The 15,354-nt window shown below is 43.0% G+C and carries 18 protein-coding genes; 7 read left to right on the forward strand and 11 right to left on the reverse strand.

All coding sequences use genetic code 11. The annotated features are described in order from the left end of the window. Positions 1-69 precede the first annotated feature (69 nt). Entirely contained in the window at positions 70-1,971 is a 1,902-nt protein-coding gene (locus tag ACFVAD_RS09220) for an ABC-F family ATP-binding cassette domain-containing protein (RefSeq protein ID WP_386638546.1), read from the reverse strand. A 2-nt stretch (positions 1,972-1,973) separates the two neighbouring features. Further along, complete coding sequence (locus ACFVAD_RS09225; RefSeq protein ID WP_386638549.1) at positions 1,974-2,603, reverse strand: HD domain-containing protein; 630 nt, start codon at positions 2,601-2,603, stop codon at positions 1,974-1,976. Positions 2,604-2,835: 232 nt separating this feature from the next. Here ACFVAD_RS09225 and ACFVAD_RS09230 point away from each other — a divergent pair, with 232 nt between their 5' ends. Continuing rightward, the gene (locus ACFVAD_RS09230) at positions 2,836-3,078 is read left to right on the forward strand and encodes a hypothetical protein (protein WP_386638551.1); all 243 of its coding nucleotides are present in this window, start codon (positions 2,836-2,838) and stop codon (positions 3,076-3,078) included. A gap of 2 nt (positions 3,079-3,080) precedes the next feature. On the opposite strand, the gene ACFVAD_RS09235 is transcribed toward ACFVAD_RS09230, so the two are convergent. The 5 genes from ACFVAD_RS09235 to ACFVAD_RS09255 all read right to left on the reverse strand — a co-directional run bounded on the left by ACFVAD_RS09235 (position 3,081) and on the right by ACFVAD_RS09255 (position 7,849). Beyond that, positions 3,081-3,923, reverse strand: coding sequence for a DegV family protein (locus tag ACFVAD_RS09235; protein ID WP_386638553.1), 843 nt, complete (start codon positions 3,921-3,923; stop codon positions 3,081-3,083). A 183-nt stretch (positions 3,924-4,106) separates the two neighbouring features. Next, positions 4,107-4,964 carry an amidohydrolase family protein gene (locus ACFVAD_RS09240; RefSeq protein ID WP_386638555.1) on the reverse strand — a complete coding sequence of 286 codons (858 nt, stop codon included), beginning with the start codon at positions 4,962-4,964 and terminating at the stop codon, positions 4,107-4,109. Positions 4,965-5,095: 131 nt separating this feature from the next. Continuing rightward, positions 5,096-5,572, reverse strand: coding sequence for a glutathione peroxidase (locus ACFVAD_RS09245; protein WP_386638557.1), 477 nt, complete (start codon positions 5,570-5,572; stop codon positions 5,096-5,098). Positions 5,573-5,636: 64 nt separating this feature from the next. Continuing rightward, positions 5,637-6,140, reverse strand: coding sequence for a hypothetical protein (locus ACFVAD_RS09250; RefSeq protein WP_386638560.1), 504 nt, complete (start codon positions 6,138-6,140; stop codon positions 5,637-5,639). Between the two features lie 11 nt (positions 6,141-6,151). Continuing rightward, positions 6,152-7,849, reverse strand: coding sequence for a formate--tetrahydrofolate ligase (locus ACFVAD_RS09255; protein ID WP_386638563.1), 1,698 nt, complete (start codon positions 7,847-7,849; stop codon positions 6,152-6,154). Between the two features lie 204 nt (positions 7,850-8,053). On the opposite strand from ACFVAD_RS09255, the gene ACFVAD_RS09260 reads away from it, so the two are divergent. Then, complete coding sequence (locus ACFVAD_RS09260) at positions 8,054-9,202, forward strand: diglucosyl diacylglycerol synthase (RefSeq protein ID WP_386639076.1); 1,149 nt, start codon at positions 8,054-8,056, stop codon at positions 9,200-9,202. 56 nt (positions 9,203-9,258) lie between these two features. Here the strand turns inward: ACFVAD_RS09260 and ACFVAD_RS09265 are convergent, their stop codons facing one another. Further along, a complete protein-coding gene (locus ACFVAD_RS09265; protein WP_386638565.1) occupies positions 9,259-9,957 on the reverse strand; it encodes an AIM24 family protein in 699 nt (232 codons plus the stop codon). 14 nt (positions 9,958-9,971) lie between these two features. Continuing rightward, complete coding sequence (locus ACFVAD_RS09270) at positions 9,972-10,652, reverse strand: class I SAM-dependent methyltransferase (RefSeq protein ID WP_386638568.1); 681 nt, start codon at positions 10,650-10,652, stop codon at positions 9,972-9,974. Positions 10,653-10,778: 126 nt separating this feature from the next. Between ACFVAD_RS09270 and ACFVAD_RS09275 the strand changes: the two genes are divergently transcribed. The 3 genes from ACFVAD_RS09275 to ACFVAD_RS09285 all read left to right on the forward strand — a co-directional run bounded on the left by ACFVAD_RS09275 (position 10,779) and on the right by ACFVAD_RS09285 (position 11,925). Next, a complete protein-coding gene (locus ACFVAD_RS09275) occupies positions 10,779-11,006 on the forward strand; it encodes a DUF3892 domain-containing protein (RefSeq protein WP_386638571.1) in 228 nt (75 codons plus the stop codon). 15 nt (positions 11,007-11,021) lie between these two features. Continuing rightward, the gene (locus ACFVAD_RS09280; RefSeq protein WP_386638574.1) at positions 11,022-11,165 is read left to right on the forward strand and encodes a hypothetical protein; all 144 of its coding nucleotides are present in this window, start codon (positions 11,022-11,024) and stop codon (positions 11,163-11,165) included. A gap of 142 nt (positions 11,166-11,307) precedes the next feature. After that, the gene (locus ACFVAD_RS09285; protein WP_386638577.1) at positions 11,308-11,925 is read left to right on the forward strand and encodes an FMN-binding negative transcriptional regulator; all 618 of its coding nucleotides are present in this window, start codon (positions 11,308-11,310) and stop codon (positions 11,923-11,925) included. Between the two features lie 89 nt (positions 11,926-12,014). Here the strand turns inward: ACFVAD_RS09285 and ACFVAD_RS09290 are convergent, their stop codons facing one another. Together ACFVAD_RS09290 and ACFVAD_RS09295 are read right to left on the reverse strand one after the other, a co-directional pair. Next, a complete protein-coding gene (locus ACFVAD_RS09290; RefSeq protein WP_386638580.1) occupies positions 12,015-14,186 on the reverse strand; it encodes a DNA topoisomerase III in 2,172 nt (723 codons plus the stop codon). Positions 14,187-14,285: 99 nt separating this feature from the next. Beyond that, complete coding sequence (locus tag ACFVAD_RS09295) at positions 14,286-14,534, reverse strand: hypothetical protein (protein ID WP_386638582.1); 249 nt, start codon at positions 14,532-14,534, stop codon at positions 14,286-14,288. A 199-nt stretch (positions 14,535-14,733) separates the two neighbouring features. Here ACFVAD_RS09295 and cspD point away from each other — a divergent pair, with 199 nt between their 5' ends. Both cspD and ACFVAD_RS09305 read left to right on the forward strand, forming a co-directional pair. Then, positions 14,734-14,934, forward strand: a complete 201-nt coding sequence (gene cspD, locus ACFVAD_RS09300; RefSeq protein WP_204414507.1) for a cold-shock protein CspD — start codon at positions 14,734-14,736, stop codon at positions 14,932-14,934. Between the two features lie 132 nt (positions 14,935-15,066). Then, positions 15,067-15,339, forward strand: coding sequence for a DUF2564 family protein (locus ACFVAD_RS09305; RefSeq protein WP_386639079.1), 273 nt, complete (start codon positions 15,067-15,069; stop codon positions 15,337-15,339). Positions 15,340-15,354 lie beyond the last annotated feature (15 nt).

Consider the following 15,354-nt stretch of genomic DNA (forward strand, 5'->3'; position numbering starts at 1 on the left):
TTCACTCCTTTACACGATTCAATAGTACTATGGTAGCATACATGCCTTATTCATTTAAAAGAATAGACATTATCCTTTAGAATTTATTTTCTCCACTTTCTCTGAGAGCTCTTCCCATCTATCCATCAGACTCTGAAGAAGTTCATTATTCTCTTCCTGGGCATTCATCCATTTGCTGACCTGTTCATAGTCACTTCCGGCTTTGGCTATCTCCGCTTCAATCTCTTCCAATTTCTCTTCGACCGCCATGATCCGCTCTTCAATTCCTTCCCAATCCTTTTGCTCCTGGTAAGTCAGCTTCAAGGTCTTTGGCTTTTGCCTCTGCTGGTTATCCTTCACTGCCTGTTCCACTTTTTTATCTTCCTGGCGCTTGCGAAGCTGCTCTTCCACATAATCAGAGTACTCCCCAAAGATTCGTTTAAGTTTTCCGCTTCCTTCGAGAATGACAAGCTCCTGCACCACTTTATCGAGAAAATAGCGATCATGTGATACCGTGATGACGACACCTGGGAACTCTGCAAGATAAGACTCCAGAATGGTCAATGTCTCCGTGTCCAGATCATTGGTGGGTTCGTCCAAAAATAGTACGTTAGGCTGCGACATAAGGATGCGAAGAAGGTATAGTCTTTTCCGCTCGCCCCCAGAAAGCTTTTTTATCGGTGTACCATGGGAATGGGATGGAAATAGAAATCGCTCCAGAAGCTGGGACGCGCTTGTTTGAGTGCCATCTTCGCTCTTTAAGACTTCCGCTTCTTCCTTCACATAATCTATCATTCTCTGTTCGAGGTTCATTTCTTCCTGCTCTTGCGTATAGTATCCGATTCTTACTGTCACACCTGTATCAAGCTCACCGCTATCCGGTTGGATCCTACCTGCAAGCACGTTCAGCAGGCTGGATTTCCCGACACCATTTGGCCCTACTATCCCTATTCTGTCTTTCTGCTTGACCAGGAGATCCACATGGTCCAAAATGACTTTCTCTCCATAATGGAGGCTGACACCCTCGAGTTCCATCACTTTTTTCCCAAGCCTCTGAGAACCGGTGATCAGTTCGAGGTCTTGTGAGGAAGAAGTGGAGGATACCTTTTCATCAAGATCCTCAAATCGCTTGATTCTTGCCTTCTGCTTCGTCGTTCTTGCCTTGGCGCCTTTTCTCATCCACTCCAGTTCTTGACGGTAAAGGCTCTTCTGCTTTGCTTCCGTCTTCTCCAATTCTTCCATTCGGATGGCTTTTGCTTCAAGGTAGTCGCCGTAGTTTCCATTGTAGGAATAGACGGCTCCATTGTGCAGCTCAAAAATCTTATTCGTCACGCGGTCCAGGAAATAGCGGTCATGCGTTACGAGCAAGACTGCCCCCCTGTATTTGCTCAAATAATCCTCCAACCATTCAATTGCTTCAAAGTCCAGATGGTTGGTAGGTTCATCCAATATAAGGAGATCTGCAGACTCGAGCAATGTCTGTGCCAATGCGACCCGTTTTTTCTGTCCACCTGAAAGATTACCGATGACCATGTTGACATCATCCATTCCCAGTTTGTGCAGAATAGCCTTTGCATTCGCACTTGCATCCCAAGCCTGAAGTTGATCCATTAGCAGCTGTTGCTTTGAAAGTTCTTCGTGAAGGCTGATTTTCCCTGGGTCCTCCTGCAATTTCCCAAGGCATGCCTCGTATTGCTTGATGGTTTTATTTATAGGTGTATCCTTGCTGAAAATCTGTTCCATCACTGTAAACTCATCCTCAAGCTCCGGAGCTTGTGACAAAAAGCCGATCGTATAGTCGTTTGAAGTGGTAATCGTACCTGTGTCACAGGTTTCCAGACCTGCAATTATTTTTAGCAGTGTGGATTTACCAGTCCCATTCACTCCGATCAAGCCAACTCTTTCTTTTTCTTGTATACTGAATGACACATTGTCGAGCAGTACTTTTTCCACATAGGTTTTAGATAGGTTTTCCCCGATTAACATTTTCATCGTTAAATCTCATTCCATTCTTTCAAAAATTGATCAACAAATTGCTCCATGTAGGTATGACGCTCATCGGCAATCCTTTTTGCTGTTTCGGTATGTAAAGTATCCTTCAATAGAAACAGTTTTTCATAGAAATGATTGATTGCGGAAGAACGCTCATTTCGGTATTGTTCATAGCTCATGGAATCTCTTACCGCGATACGAGGATCATACATCGCACGCCCCTTCGCACCGGAAAACATAAAGGTACGGGCGATACCAATTGCACCTAGTGCATCCAGCCTATCCGCATCCTGGACAACCCGGCCTTCCAAGCTAGGTAAAACAACGCCATTGCCGCCTTTGAATCCTATGTTTTCAATATTGTACAGAATTTCTTGTATCTGCGCCTCAGGCAGTGCCAGGCCCTTGAGAAACTCAGTAAGTTCAAGCTGAGCTTCAACGTTGTCACCCGTCAGCTTATCATCCAACACATCGTGCAAAAGTGCAATAATCTCTACGAATCCACGATCCGCCTTTTCCTGGTCGGCAATATGTACAGCCAGTTTTCTAACACGTTGAATATGGTACCAATCATGACCACTAGCATCATGTTCAAATTTTGATTGTACAAAACTCTCTATTTTATCAATCACAAAAACAGACTCCTTATTCCCCTGATTTAAAGGTTTCTACTTTTACTATTCTATCATGATTATCTTCAATCTAATAATGCAAAAACCTCAAACGCCAATAGTCACCGCTTATGGCTATTCACATATACATATTAATGGGCAGCGGCTTAAAAAAATCACAATAAAAAAGCCAATTGAAGGGTGAGAATGTGATATCCTCAACTATCAATCAGCTTCGCAGGAGGTAAAAACAATGGTTTACCATAACCCCATACAGATTGGTACTGCGTGGCAAGGAACACATGTAGTTCTCATACGATGTAATTTTCTTACCAACCAGGTTCTCTCCATCACCAAAAGTGATCATGCTCCGTCAGAACCTGCAAGCATCAGCTGTGCGGAAACACTCTCCCGCTTCATCAGTATTGGGTACACGGTTATTGGAGGCTACCCTTTAAATCAAACTGATATTCAATATCTTCTGATCTATCGCTAGACTTACTCGTTAAACCAAGAGATGCCGATTGTATTCACCCCTGCATGAACAGCAATAGCCGTGGATAGTGGAAAGGCGTTTATCGGAATCGCCGGATAGGTTTCACGCAGCTCTTTGACTAATGCTTCAGCTTGATCAACGTTGGTGCCATGCAGGACAAACAGTTCCCTGATGGAGGAATGTGCAGAGGCCTCCTTCAAATAATCTGTAATCTTTGATAACGCTTTCTTTTCGGTTCTAACTTTTTCTGAAACTTCAAGCCTTCCATCTTCAATCTTAATGATCGGTTTGATCTGAAGGAGACTGCCTAACAGTTTCTGAACTCCTGTCATTCTTCCGCTTCTATGAAGCTGCTCGAGGCTTCCGATCAACACATAGATTTCACACTTTTTTGCCAGTTCCTCCAGATGAGCGAGTATCTCTTCATAAGAGGTTCCTGCTTCCCGCATTTCAACCCCTCTTTTCAGCATTGCCGACAAGGGAAAGGAAATAACCCTCGAATCGACCGTATGAACAGGAATATCGACCATTTCTCCTGCCTGTTTGCTTGAACTCACAGTTCCGCTTAAATGACTGGAAAGGTGGACCGAAATGATTCGGTCATAAGACTCAGAAAGTTTATTGTACAATTCCACAAATGCGCCCACAGATGGCTGTGATGTTTTTGGAGGAACTTGGCTTGTTTCCAACTTAGTGTAAAAATCCTCCAAGGAAAGCGTGACTCCGTCCAAATATTCATCCTCTTCAAAATAAACGACCATTGGTATGCTGTAAACATCCGGATGGTTAGTTAGCACATCATCCAAAAATGCCGTACTGTCTGTAACCCAAGCAATCTTCTCCATTTCACTTCTCCCCCTTAAATTCTCTTTTTTTTAGCTACCCTGAAAATAAGGTATCCACTTTAAACTCCCTGTTTATTTCCGCACTAGGTACACCGAACGTTGGGCGGTTGTGAAGCCTATTGCTCCAATCGACATCTAGTAACCTTGCAAATCAACGTATTCTTTAACACAGCTTTCTATTTTTCAAACGATCAAATTACTTTTTAACTTTGGAAAAACCTTAAGTGCCGTTTGATAAAAAACATCATGATGATATTCTTCGGGAATGATCTCCTTTATGAAATCGATGTAAGCCCCTACCCCTATTAAAGGCCAATCGGTTCCAAACATCAGCTTCTCGTAATGATCGCAATAATCGAGAGCATGCAGAAGATGGTTCAGAAACCGCGTTCTTCTATGCCTGTTGATTTCCGCTTCCGTTCCAACAATCAAACCGGAGAGATCGGCATACATATTCCTGTTTTTATACACGACTTCCGCTCCATCAAGCACCCAGGGATCCCCGAAATGGGCCATGACAAACGTTACATCCCGATTCTTTACAGCGACTTCATCAAGCGTCAGAGGATGGGAATATTTTAACAGGCCTCGTTCGGAGTATGTATCACCAGTATGAAAGACCACAGGCACATTATACTTTGCTGCCAGCCTATAGACCGGAGTGTAGATTTCATCATAAGCAAATATTGGATAATAACCCAGATAAATTTTGATACCTGCAACATCCGGTCTAAGTAATTCAAGCTCCAATTCTTTAAAATTTTGTTCTTCCGTTTTGAAAGGGTTGATTCCTGGGCAATATACCAGATTATTAGGAATGGACGCAGCCAAATCCAATCCCATAGGGGTGTTGCTCTGATAATCAGGAAATCCGTTATGTACTGTTTCAGTGACCCCCATCGCCACTCCGCCTATCACATTATGCTCTCTCCATTCCTGAAGCAGTCCATCATAGGAATACGATAGATTGGAAAGGCGTTTTGCGGTATCATGAAAACTTGCTATTTCTGAAAAATGCACATGGGCATCGATGATTTTCAAACGGTTACTCCTTTCTTGACATAATAGTATTATTATTAATTCGATAATAATACTCAAAAATCCTTTCCATAACGGAAAGGATTTTTGTAATAGTATTCAACAAAATAGACCGTTGATATCCCAATTAATTATTATAGTAATGCTTCAATATCACTTTTCATCTTAAGTGGACTTGTGGCAGACGCAATCCTGTCGACCACTTCCCCATTTCGGTTTACTAGAAATTTCGTAAAGTTCCATTTGACAGCCTTGGACCCCAGGAGTCCTTTGGCATTATCTTTTAAGTAGTCGAATAATGGATGAGCATCATCCCCATTCACATCCACTTTTGCGAACATCGGAAATGTTACCCCATAGTTCACCTGACAGAACTCATTGATATCCTCTTCACTTCCTGGCTCCTGGTTCCCAAACTGGTTACACGGGAAGCCCAATATCATAAACTTCTGGTCGCGGTATTCCTTATATAGCTGCTCCAGCTCTTCATATTGAGGGGTAAAGCCGCATTTGCTTGCCGTATTCACAATCAGAACCACATAGTCCCTGTACTCACTTAAAGGAACTTCGTTACCTTTTAAATCTTTGGCAGTATATTCATAAATAGACATTCCGATCACCTCAGTTTTTTTCTTTATTATGATGGAAGCCAATTCCTTTTGTCTAATAATAGGCTTACCTCAATGTGCTCATCATGTACGGGAGGAGCTCCTCTAGGTCATCTATATTGTCCTCGTAGAAAAGACGGTCGAATCTGATGGTCGCCGATAGCTTCATTGGCTGATTCGGATCAAGGGTTTCAATAGAAGAAAGTTCGATTTCCCAGCTTTCGCCCCATATCTCCTGCATCTCTTTCTTCCATTGTTCCAATTTCTCTTTGATCATCGAGCTTCTTTTGACTTCCTGAAAAAAAGAAACCGTCACTGAGCATCCCGGTCTGTCCAGCCTTTTAAGGAGTTCACCAGAAATATTTTCCAAATCACTGGAGAGCTCGACCCTTCCCAGCATTTCTGCAGAAACTGCGATATCCATGGAAAACTGTCTGGACATGTTCGCTAGGTCGACCAGATCTCGCCGATTGACAACCTGAAGCTCTCCATCCAGATCAAGGTCATAAATCGCTCCCTCTATAATGACTTTCAAGTTATCAAATACAGTAGGATCAAACATTCGTTTCATCCCCTTCCCCTTTAGAATATACCTGCAGCCTTGCCTTCTTCATCCACATCCATTTTTAGCGCAGCCGGCTCCTTTGGCAGACCAGGCATAGTCATGATAGTTCCTGTCAAAGCGACAATGAAACCCGCTCCAACAGAAGGCTTCAACTCTCGGATGGTGATGACAAAATCCTCCGGCCTGCCAAGTTTTTTCGCATCATCACTTAGGGAGTACTGGGTTTTTGCCATGCATACAGGAAGCTTGCCCCATCCTTCCCCCTCAATCTGCTGCAGCTGCTTTTGGGCAGCAGGCAATAACTCGACTCCTTTTGCACCATATACGTTTACTGCAATACTTTCGAGTTTCTGTTCAAGTGTATCATCTTGCTTGTACAGCGGTGTAAAGGTGGTCTGCTTTTTCTCAATTTGCTCCAAAACATTCTCGGCCAAGGCCACACCACCATCCCCGCCTTTTTCCCACACCTGTGTCAAGGAAATTGGAATGTTTTGCTCTTTGCACCAGTCAAGTACGAAGGAAACTTCCCTTTCCGTATCTGTTACAAATTCATTAAGCGCGACCACAAAGGGAAGACCAAAGCTTTGGATCGTTTCAATATGTTTTTTCAAGTTGGTAATACCATTGGTCAATGCTTCGACATTCTCTTCCTTCAAGTTTTCTTTCTTTACTCCGCCATGCATTTTTAATGCACGGATGGTTGCCACAATGACTACCACCTCAGGATTGAATCCCAGCGAGGGTGTCTTGATGTGCAGGAATTTTTCCGCGCCAAGATCTGCACCGAATCCTGCTTCTGTCACCACATAATCACCAAGTTTTGCAGCCATCTGTGTAGCGATCACACTATTGCACCCATGTGCGATATTTGCAAAAGGCCCACCATGAATGATGGCTGGCGTGTGCTCCAATGTCTGAACCAGATTCGGTTGAAGCGCATCTTTTAATAAAAGTGTCAGTGCACCTTCCACATTTAGGTCTTTCACTGTTATCGGTTTTTTATGGATGTCGTATGCCACCACAATACGGGATAGGCGCTCTTTTAGATCAATTAGGTCTTTTGCTAGGCAGAATACCGCCATTATCTCTGAGGCAACCGTTATATCAAATCCGTCCTCTCTCGGAACTCCCTGCACTGGTCCTCCAAGACCGATAACCACCTTACGCAAGGCGCGGTCATTAAGGTCTACTACTCGCTTCCAGCTGATTCTTCTCGTATCAATCTGCAGCTGATTTCCTTGATGAATATGGTTGTCGATCATGGCAGCAAGAGCGTTGTTAGCAGTCGTGATGGCATGGATGTCGCCTGTAAAATGTAGATTGATATCCTCCATCGGCAAAACCTGTGAAAAGCCCCCGCCAGTGGCGCCACCCTTCATCCCCATAGTAGGTCCTAAAGAAGGCTCCCTCATCGCAATGACAGCTTTTTTGCCCAATTTATGTAAGGCTTGACCAAGTCCTACCGTTACAGTGGATTTCCCTTCTCCTGCAGGTGTAGGATTGATGGCTGTCACCAGTATCAATTTCCCGTTTTCTTTCGTATGTAACCTTTTTAAAATATTCAAGGACACCTTCGCTTTATATCTCCCGTAAGGCTCGAGCTCCTCTTCTTCGATGTCAAGCCCATTTGCGATTTCGAATATTTTCTTCATGGATGCCTGTTGTGCAATCTCTATATCAGACGGCACAATCGTTTTTGTATGATTCACATTCATTCCCCCACCAGATAGAAATAATATTTTTCCTATTCGTTATTGTACCACTTTTTGATTCAACTACTAATGATCAAGCCACCTATCATATTTACAGAATATTAACAAATTTTCAGATGAATTTTAACATTCAGTCATACTAGTCTTACATATGGGTGCTACGTTAAAGAGGAAAACCAAAACACCGTTTAGGGAGGTCAATTCATGATACATAACAACCCGAAAATTTTGATACTGACTGCTGCATATGGCAATGGACATTTGCAAGTAGCTCATTCACTGCAACAGACTTGTATCAGCAAAGGTATAACGGATGTGACAATCTGTAACCTCTATTCCGAATCTCATCCTGTTGTCACTGAAGTTACAGAAAAGCTTTATAAAAAGAGTTTTACAGTCGGAAAACAGATGTATCGCCTTTTTTACTATGGTACGAATAAAGTGTACGATAAAAAACTCTGGGGATGGTATGCCTATTACGGCTTAAACCGTCTCAGTCTACTGATCGATGAAATGCAGCCGGACATTCTCATCAACACGTTCCCAATACATGCAGTACCGGAATTCCGTAAGAAAACAGGTATCGTCATCCCTACTTTCACTATACTGACGGACTTTTGTCTGCATCGACTTTGGCTACACAGTGAAGTGGATAAGTATTATGTTGCAACTCCTAGTCTGAAAGAAGAACTTCTGAAATTAAATATCCATGACAAAAAAATCATGGTCAGCGGCATTCCGATCCGCTCCAACTTCGAATACCACCCTCCCCTTGAACCAATTATTGAAAAATATAAGATAGATAGAAACACAAAGCTTTTGCTGATACTTGCGGGGGCACATGGTGTGTTGAAAGATATATATAAGATCTGTGAAGATATTCTTTCCACAACAAATTATCAAATACTTGTAGTTTGCGGAAACAACAAGATGCTGCAAAAAGAATTGAAGGCATTTGAATCTTTGCATCCTGCTAAATTTCAATCACACGGGTTTGTGGAAAGGATTGATGAACTGTACAGGATCGCCGATTGTATTGTGACAAAACCAGGCGGCATTACCCTTTCAGAGATCTGTGCCATTGGAACTCCGGTTATTTTGTACAAACCTGTTCCAGGTCAGGAAAAAGAAAATGCCTTTTTCTTTCAGGAAGAGAGTGCGGCCATAATGGTGGAAAAAAAAGACAGATTGCTTGAAGCCGTATACATGTTGCTCGAAGACAATAATCTCCAGCAAGTTATGAAGGGCTCCCTGCAAAATCTGCATCTTCCTTATGCATCAAACACGATTATCAATGACATTTTAGAGGAAAGCGAAAAGATCGTCCATGATTGTGCATGGAGAAAAACCGTCTAAACGAAAAAAAAGCAGATAGGCTTTGCCAATCTGCTCTTTTGGATATTCACGCAGGATTAACTTTGAGTGTTTTGTGCATAAACAACCTCTTCATATGGCTGAACGACCACAAATCCGCTTCCTGAAAATTTCATCTGAATCGACTCGCCGCTGCCTCTGCCAAAAAACGTTTTCAGCTGAATATCAGTGACAAATTCCGGTTCAAGATTTCCTGACCAGGCGACCGTTGCATTTGGATCCGTGTAGACCGGGTGTCCAGGGTGAACCATCAGTGTTAGTGGCTCGTAGTGTGAGGTGAACGCCACCATTCCGTCCCCTTCAAGCCTTACATTGAATAATCCACCTGCCATCATGCCGGCAATTTTCCTCATCAGCTTGATATCCCAGTCCAAGCCTTTTTCAAATGCAAGGAGGTCATTCCCATTGATGAAGATGCTCTCCCCCTGAAGGTCCAATATGGTAATCTTCTTTCCTTGATCTGCAACATATAGCTTGCCGGATCCCGTTGCCCTCATCAATTGAGAACCTTCTCCGGTAAATGCTTTTTTAACGAGCCTCCCTAATCCGTGCTCCAGGATTCCTTCTCTTTCAAATTTTATTTTTCCATCGTACGAAATCATCGAACCCATTTTGGCCCAGATCTCCCCGTCCAAGTTGATTTCCAGAATTCTTTCCGTTTCAAGCTCGAACAGCCCCTGCCCCTTATCAACCTGCTTGCTTTTTTGGATAAACTGATCGATGGAGTACTTTGACATACAAACACGCCCCTTTATCTTTTTTGCAGCATAAACACCCACATGAATGTCAATGCCTGCTTCAGGTGTCTAGGAAGACCTGTCACATCCACCTTTTTCGCTTCTTCCTTATATACGGGCATCCCGTCTAAAAGTTCCCAGCCATTTTCCTGTGCCAGCTGCTCGAATTCCCAAGGCATCATCGTATTGCAGATCGCTTTATTTCCATATAGCCTTGGAAAACTGTTTGCACGTGGTCCAGCAGTCGGACCAAGAAGTCCTAAAAACAGAAAACCTTTTTCCTTTGTAACCCTGTGGAATTCTTCAATGACGTCTAGTGGCTGTTCGACCCATTCAATGGAGTTGATGGCCATGACCGCATCATATTGACCTCTTTCGAATGGCAGCCTTGTCAAGTCTGCCTTATGGAAGGTTACATGTTGATGTCTCCGCTTTTCTTTTGCAAGGGAGATCATCTTTTCCGCTATATCTATTCCTGTCACCCTGTAGGAGCTTTCGGCAAGTAAGTAGGATCCAAAACCGTCGCCGCACCCTGCATCAAGAATCAGCGAGCCTTCAGTCAATCTTTCTCTTATAAATGGGATGATGGTGCTCCTGCTTCCTTTTAACCACATTTTCTCACTATTTTCATGCCAAAAATGGGCATTCTCATTCCATTTCTTTTCTGTTTCCTGATTCCAGTCAAATGATTTCATGTTTTTTCAGCCCGCCTTTCCTTTCTTTATTTCTCTATTTGTGTCGGGATATCCTCTTCTTTGCTTTTAGAATAAATTCATACTTCCGGGACAGATTATTAGCATAAAGAAAAGGAGGTGTGCAGGATGAGCGAAACTTTTGTTGCTGTTCAAAAGAACGGAGATGGTGACATTGTAAAGTTTAAAACTTCTTCCGGCAACGTACTCTCCTATGAAGAAGCGTTGTTGGCCGTCAATAACGGTGCGGTTCTCGGTGCCAATGTATTTAAAGGGAAAGACGGCGAGATGTATATCCGTGGTAATGCAGACGGCGACCCTACCAACAATCTGGATAGGTTACCTACATTCTCTTAAAGGAGCGAGTCATACATGACAAAGAAATATAACCGTGGTGGAAGCAAAAACCAGAACAGTCCTACCGGGGACAGCATCAACTCCAGCAAACATGTTGCCGGTGATAACAGCAAGGGCAATAAACGCAATAAGGATCAGAAGGACAAGACGGAGCTATAAAAGATAGTGGAAAATGCATGCGGCTAGATGGTTGCCGTGTGCTTTTTTATTTCCGATTTTATTCTTATTTTGTCCCCCTTCCCCGTCGAGTTCCATTATAATAACAATAATACTACCATCAAACCGGGGTGAACTTTCCATCATGTACATACCAAAACAATTCAAAAACGAAAGTCAGGATGAAATAATCGAATTTATACGCAACAACAGTTTCGGAGTCCTTTTCTCACAGAACGGTGATCACCCGACAGCGACACATCTCCCTTTTATCGTAAAAGAGACCAAAGAAAGCATCACCTTGATCACTCATATGGCAAAAGCAAATCCTCAATGGAAAACACTGGATGGCAGCACTGCATTGGCAGTCTTCACCGGACCCCATGCGTATATTTCCGCTAGCTGGTACGAGGAGCCGGGAACGGTGTCAACTTGGAATTATGTAAGTGCACATGCACATGGACGAGTTGAAATTTTGAAGGACTCGCAATCACTGAAGGAAATTCTAAAAAATGCAACCGATTTCTATGAAGGGGAATTTGCAGAACCGTGGAAGTTTGAAGAACATGAAGAAACGGTGGACAGTATGTTAAATGGGATTGTCGGAATCCGTTTAACGGTAGACAAACTAGAAGGGAAATGGAAGCTGAATCAGCACCACTCCAAGGAACGGAAAGAAAAAGTCATTACTCAGCTAAAGAAGCAGAACGCATATGATTCCCGGGAGATTGCTCAATTGATGGAGAATCAAATGAAAAGGTAAACTGCAGAGAAAACGCCCAGACTTTTACATCTGAGCGTTTTTTAATAGGGAATTCAATAATGCTCGGTTTGCACTCAGACATAAGTATCCTATTTCTCAAAAACAAACTGCACTCGTTCGTCTTTCCATTCCAATGCGGCATTAAATACTTTTTCCCCTTTTTTAAAGCCTTTGATTTCATCGGTTCTTCCGCCAGACAACAGCTTTTTAGCATTCGTGGCTGAAATGGATTTACCCAAGATTTTTTTGGAGATGGTAAAATTGCATTGGGTTTTGCTGTAGTTGGAACAGCCATAGAAAGTCCCTTTATCCACCACTTCGCCGTCACATTTCATACATTTTCCGACTTTTGATCCAACCGATGCACGTCCCCTTCTGCCGCCTCTTTCCCTTTTGAATTCACTGAGATCCATGCCTTCAAAGGACCATTCCGTGCTTTGCTTTTGTGCGTCGTCAATCAGTTTAAGGGAAAGTTTTTTTGCCTGTTCCATGAATTCTTCAGCTGATGCTTTTCCTTCACCTATTTCATGCAGGCGCTGCTCCCATTTGGCGGTCATTTCCGGACTGGCAAGTATACTTGGTCCGATCGACTGGATGAGAAGCTTTCCTTTATTGGTTGCGAATACCTGGTTCTTCCTTACCTCGATGTATTTGCGATCCTTTAATACACCAATGATGCCTGCTCGGGTTGCCTCCGTACCCAAGCCCTCCGTTTTGTTCAGAACCTTCGTCAGTTCTCCGTCCTCGAGATGTTTTCCAGCTGTCTTCATAACGGTAATAAGCTGGCCCTCCGTATATCTTTTGGGAGGCTGCGTTTTGCCGTCCTTCACCTTCACTTCATGAACGAAACCTTTTTCTCCGTCCTGAAGAGAAGGAAGATCCTGTTCTTCCTCATCGCTTTCTTTTTCCTTTTTGTTGCCATAAATCACTTTTCTCCAGCCTGCCTGCACTTCTTCCTTACCCTTGGAAAGAAAGGTCGCTCGCTCCTCCACTAGGGTATGGATGGTCGTGTAGTCAAAGATGGCTTTATCATAGTGCGCTGCGATGAGTCTTTTTACGATAAGGGAATAGATTTTCTCCTCTTCGGGTGACATTTTAGATGGATCTTTCACTTGCTCGGTTGGAATGATGGCATAGTGATCTGTCACCTTTTTATCGTTCACGACCCTTTTATTGTTCAACACTGAATGGAAGGGCAGAGGAAAATACTCCTTGAATGCCGAGAACTGGCTCAGCTTTTGCAGTGTTTCCGGGAACATGGACGCCTCTTCCTTTGTCACAAAGCTAGAGTCTGAACGAGGGTACGAAATGATGCCTTTCACGTAAAGTTTTTGCGCAATCTCCAACGTTTTTTGTGGAGAGAACTTGTACATGCTGTTCGCAGTGGCCTGTAAAGATGATAGATTAAAAAGAAATGGCGGCAGGAACTCTTTTCTTTCCTTTTCAATTGTATCTATTCTCACCTCTTTTCCTTTGCAGAATTGCACAATCTTTTTGGCAAGCTCCGGGTCCTCGAGTCTGCATTCCCCATCCTTGTGCCATTTCCCTTTATACATTTTACCATCCATATTGAATGTCGCCAGAACTTCCCAAAAGGGTTTTGATTGGAAGTTTTCGATTTCCAGTTCCCTTTTTACAATCAGTGCCAGTGTGGGTGTCTGTACCCTGCCAGTTGAGAATACATCCGACACCCCTTTTTGCTGAAGCAGAAGGGTGTAAGCTCGGGAAGCATTCATTCCAATCAGCCAGTCTGCACAAGATCTGCTTAGTGCTTCATGATAGATGCTTCTTGTTTGCTTTTCCTCCAAAAGGTTTTCAAAGCCGTTCTGGACAGCCTTTGGTGTGAGTGAGGAAATCCATAGCCTTTTCAGGGGTTTATTGCATTTGGCCACTGTCAAAATGATTCGGATGATGGCCTCCCCTTCGCGCTCGGCATCGCCTGCCATGATGATTTCATTAACTTCCCTTTTGTGAATCAGCTCTTTGACAATCTTAAATTGCTTCCATTTCGATTTTGATACTTTGTGTTGGAATCGGTCGGGTAATATGGGGAGGGTTTGTAAGGACCAGCGCTTCCATGAGGGATCATATTCTTCCGGGGACAGCAGCTCGCACAGATGTCCTACTGCCCAGGTCAACAGGGCACCATCCGGAAACATTGCTTGAGGAGGGATTTCCACATAGCCGTCTCTTTTTTTCGGGGAAAATGGAGCAGCTAGCTTTAATCCTTGGTCAGGTTTTTCCGCAATAATCAATTTCACAATATGGTTCACTCCGCTCTAAAACAAAATAAATGCAGGAAAGCGTAATCTCCTTTCCTCCATTTATTATAAAAGGAAAACATTTGTTTGTATAGGATTTTACAGAGAGACCATATTGCGTATTGGAACAATTTGAAGGACCGTAATCAACGGATAGGCACTTTGCTGTGTATCCCCAATAATCAGATACTTCTCTTCCACATATATGGCGAAGTTCTCCTTTTGAAGAATAATTCCCATAGCCTGTTGCAGGACCTCGTAAATCTTATCATCATCCAATGTGTAGCGTGAAAGGTTCTGCTTAATACGAAGAATGACTTCTTGATGCTCATACGTGGTTCTCAGCATAGCTAATCCTCCCTTTTTATTTAATTTATGAAAAAAGATGAGGTTTAGCACTCGTATTTTTTAGAATTCTTGACCTTGATGAGGCATATATTGTATAGTGAAAGTGTCATTTAACCGCTTTCTTTTTAAGGAAAAGCGAGTACAATGATAATCTACTTTCAAAGCACATGGTGCGCTATTTTTAGGAGGAAAAGAAACAATGCAAAACGGTAAAGTAAAATGGTTCAACAATGAAAAAGGTTTCGGATTTATTGAAGTAGAAGGTGGAGACGACGTATTCGTACACTTCTCAGCAATCCAAGGTGACGGCTTCAAGTCTTTAGAAGAAGGCCAAGAAGTTTCTTTTGAAATCGTAGAAGGCAACCGTGGACCACAAGCTGCAAACGTTACGAAATTATAATCTAACGAGCAAACACATATAAGTATTGAAAAGAGGCTGCGATGGCCTCTTTTTTCTTTTTTAAATTTCTGTTCATCTATGCATATCTTCCTTTGTTCTGAGCGATTCTAACAACAGAAGGAGGCGTAAATGATGGACAATAATCAATCACACGATATTCACACAGGATATAATGATCTAATGCAGGTGGAAGTATCCATTCAATCCGCCGAGAAGATGGTTGGTTCCGCGACCATGAGCATGGATCCGGAATCAATGGAGCATGCCGAACGCGCGATTTCCAATGCAAGAAGCCTATTGAATGATGCAAAAAGCCAAGGAACTGGGATGGATACCGACTTCCTCCAAAATGCGGAGCTGACATTGGCTCAATGCGAACACCAGCTTTCTGAGGCGAAGAAATAGCGGACTAGTAGCCGG

Origin of the sequence: Sutcliffiella sp. NPDC057660 (assembly GCF_042800035.1) — a bacterium.
Lineage (GTDB): Bacteria > Bacillota > Bacilli > Bacillales > Bacillaceae_I > Sutcliffiella_A.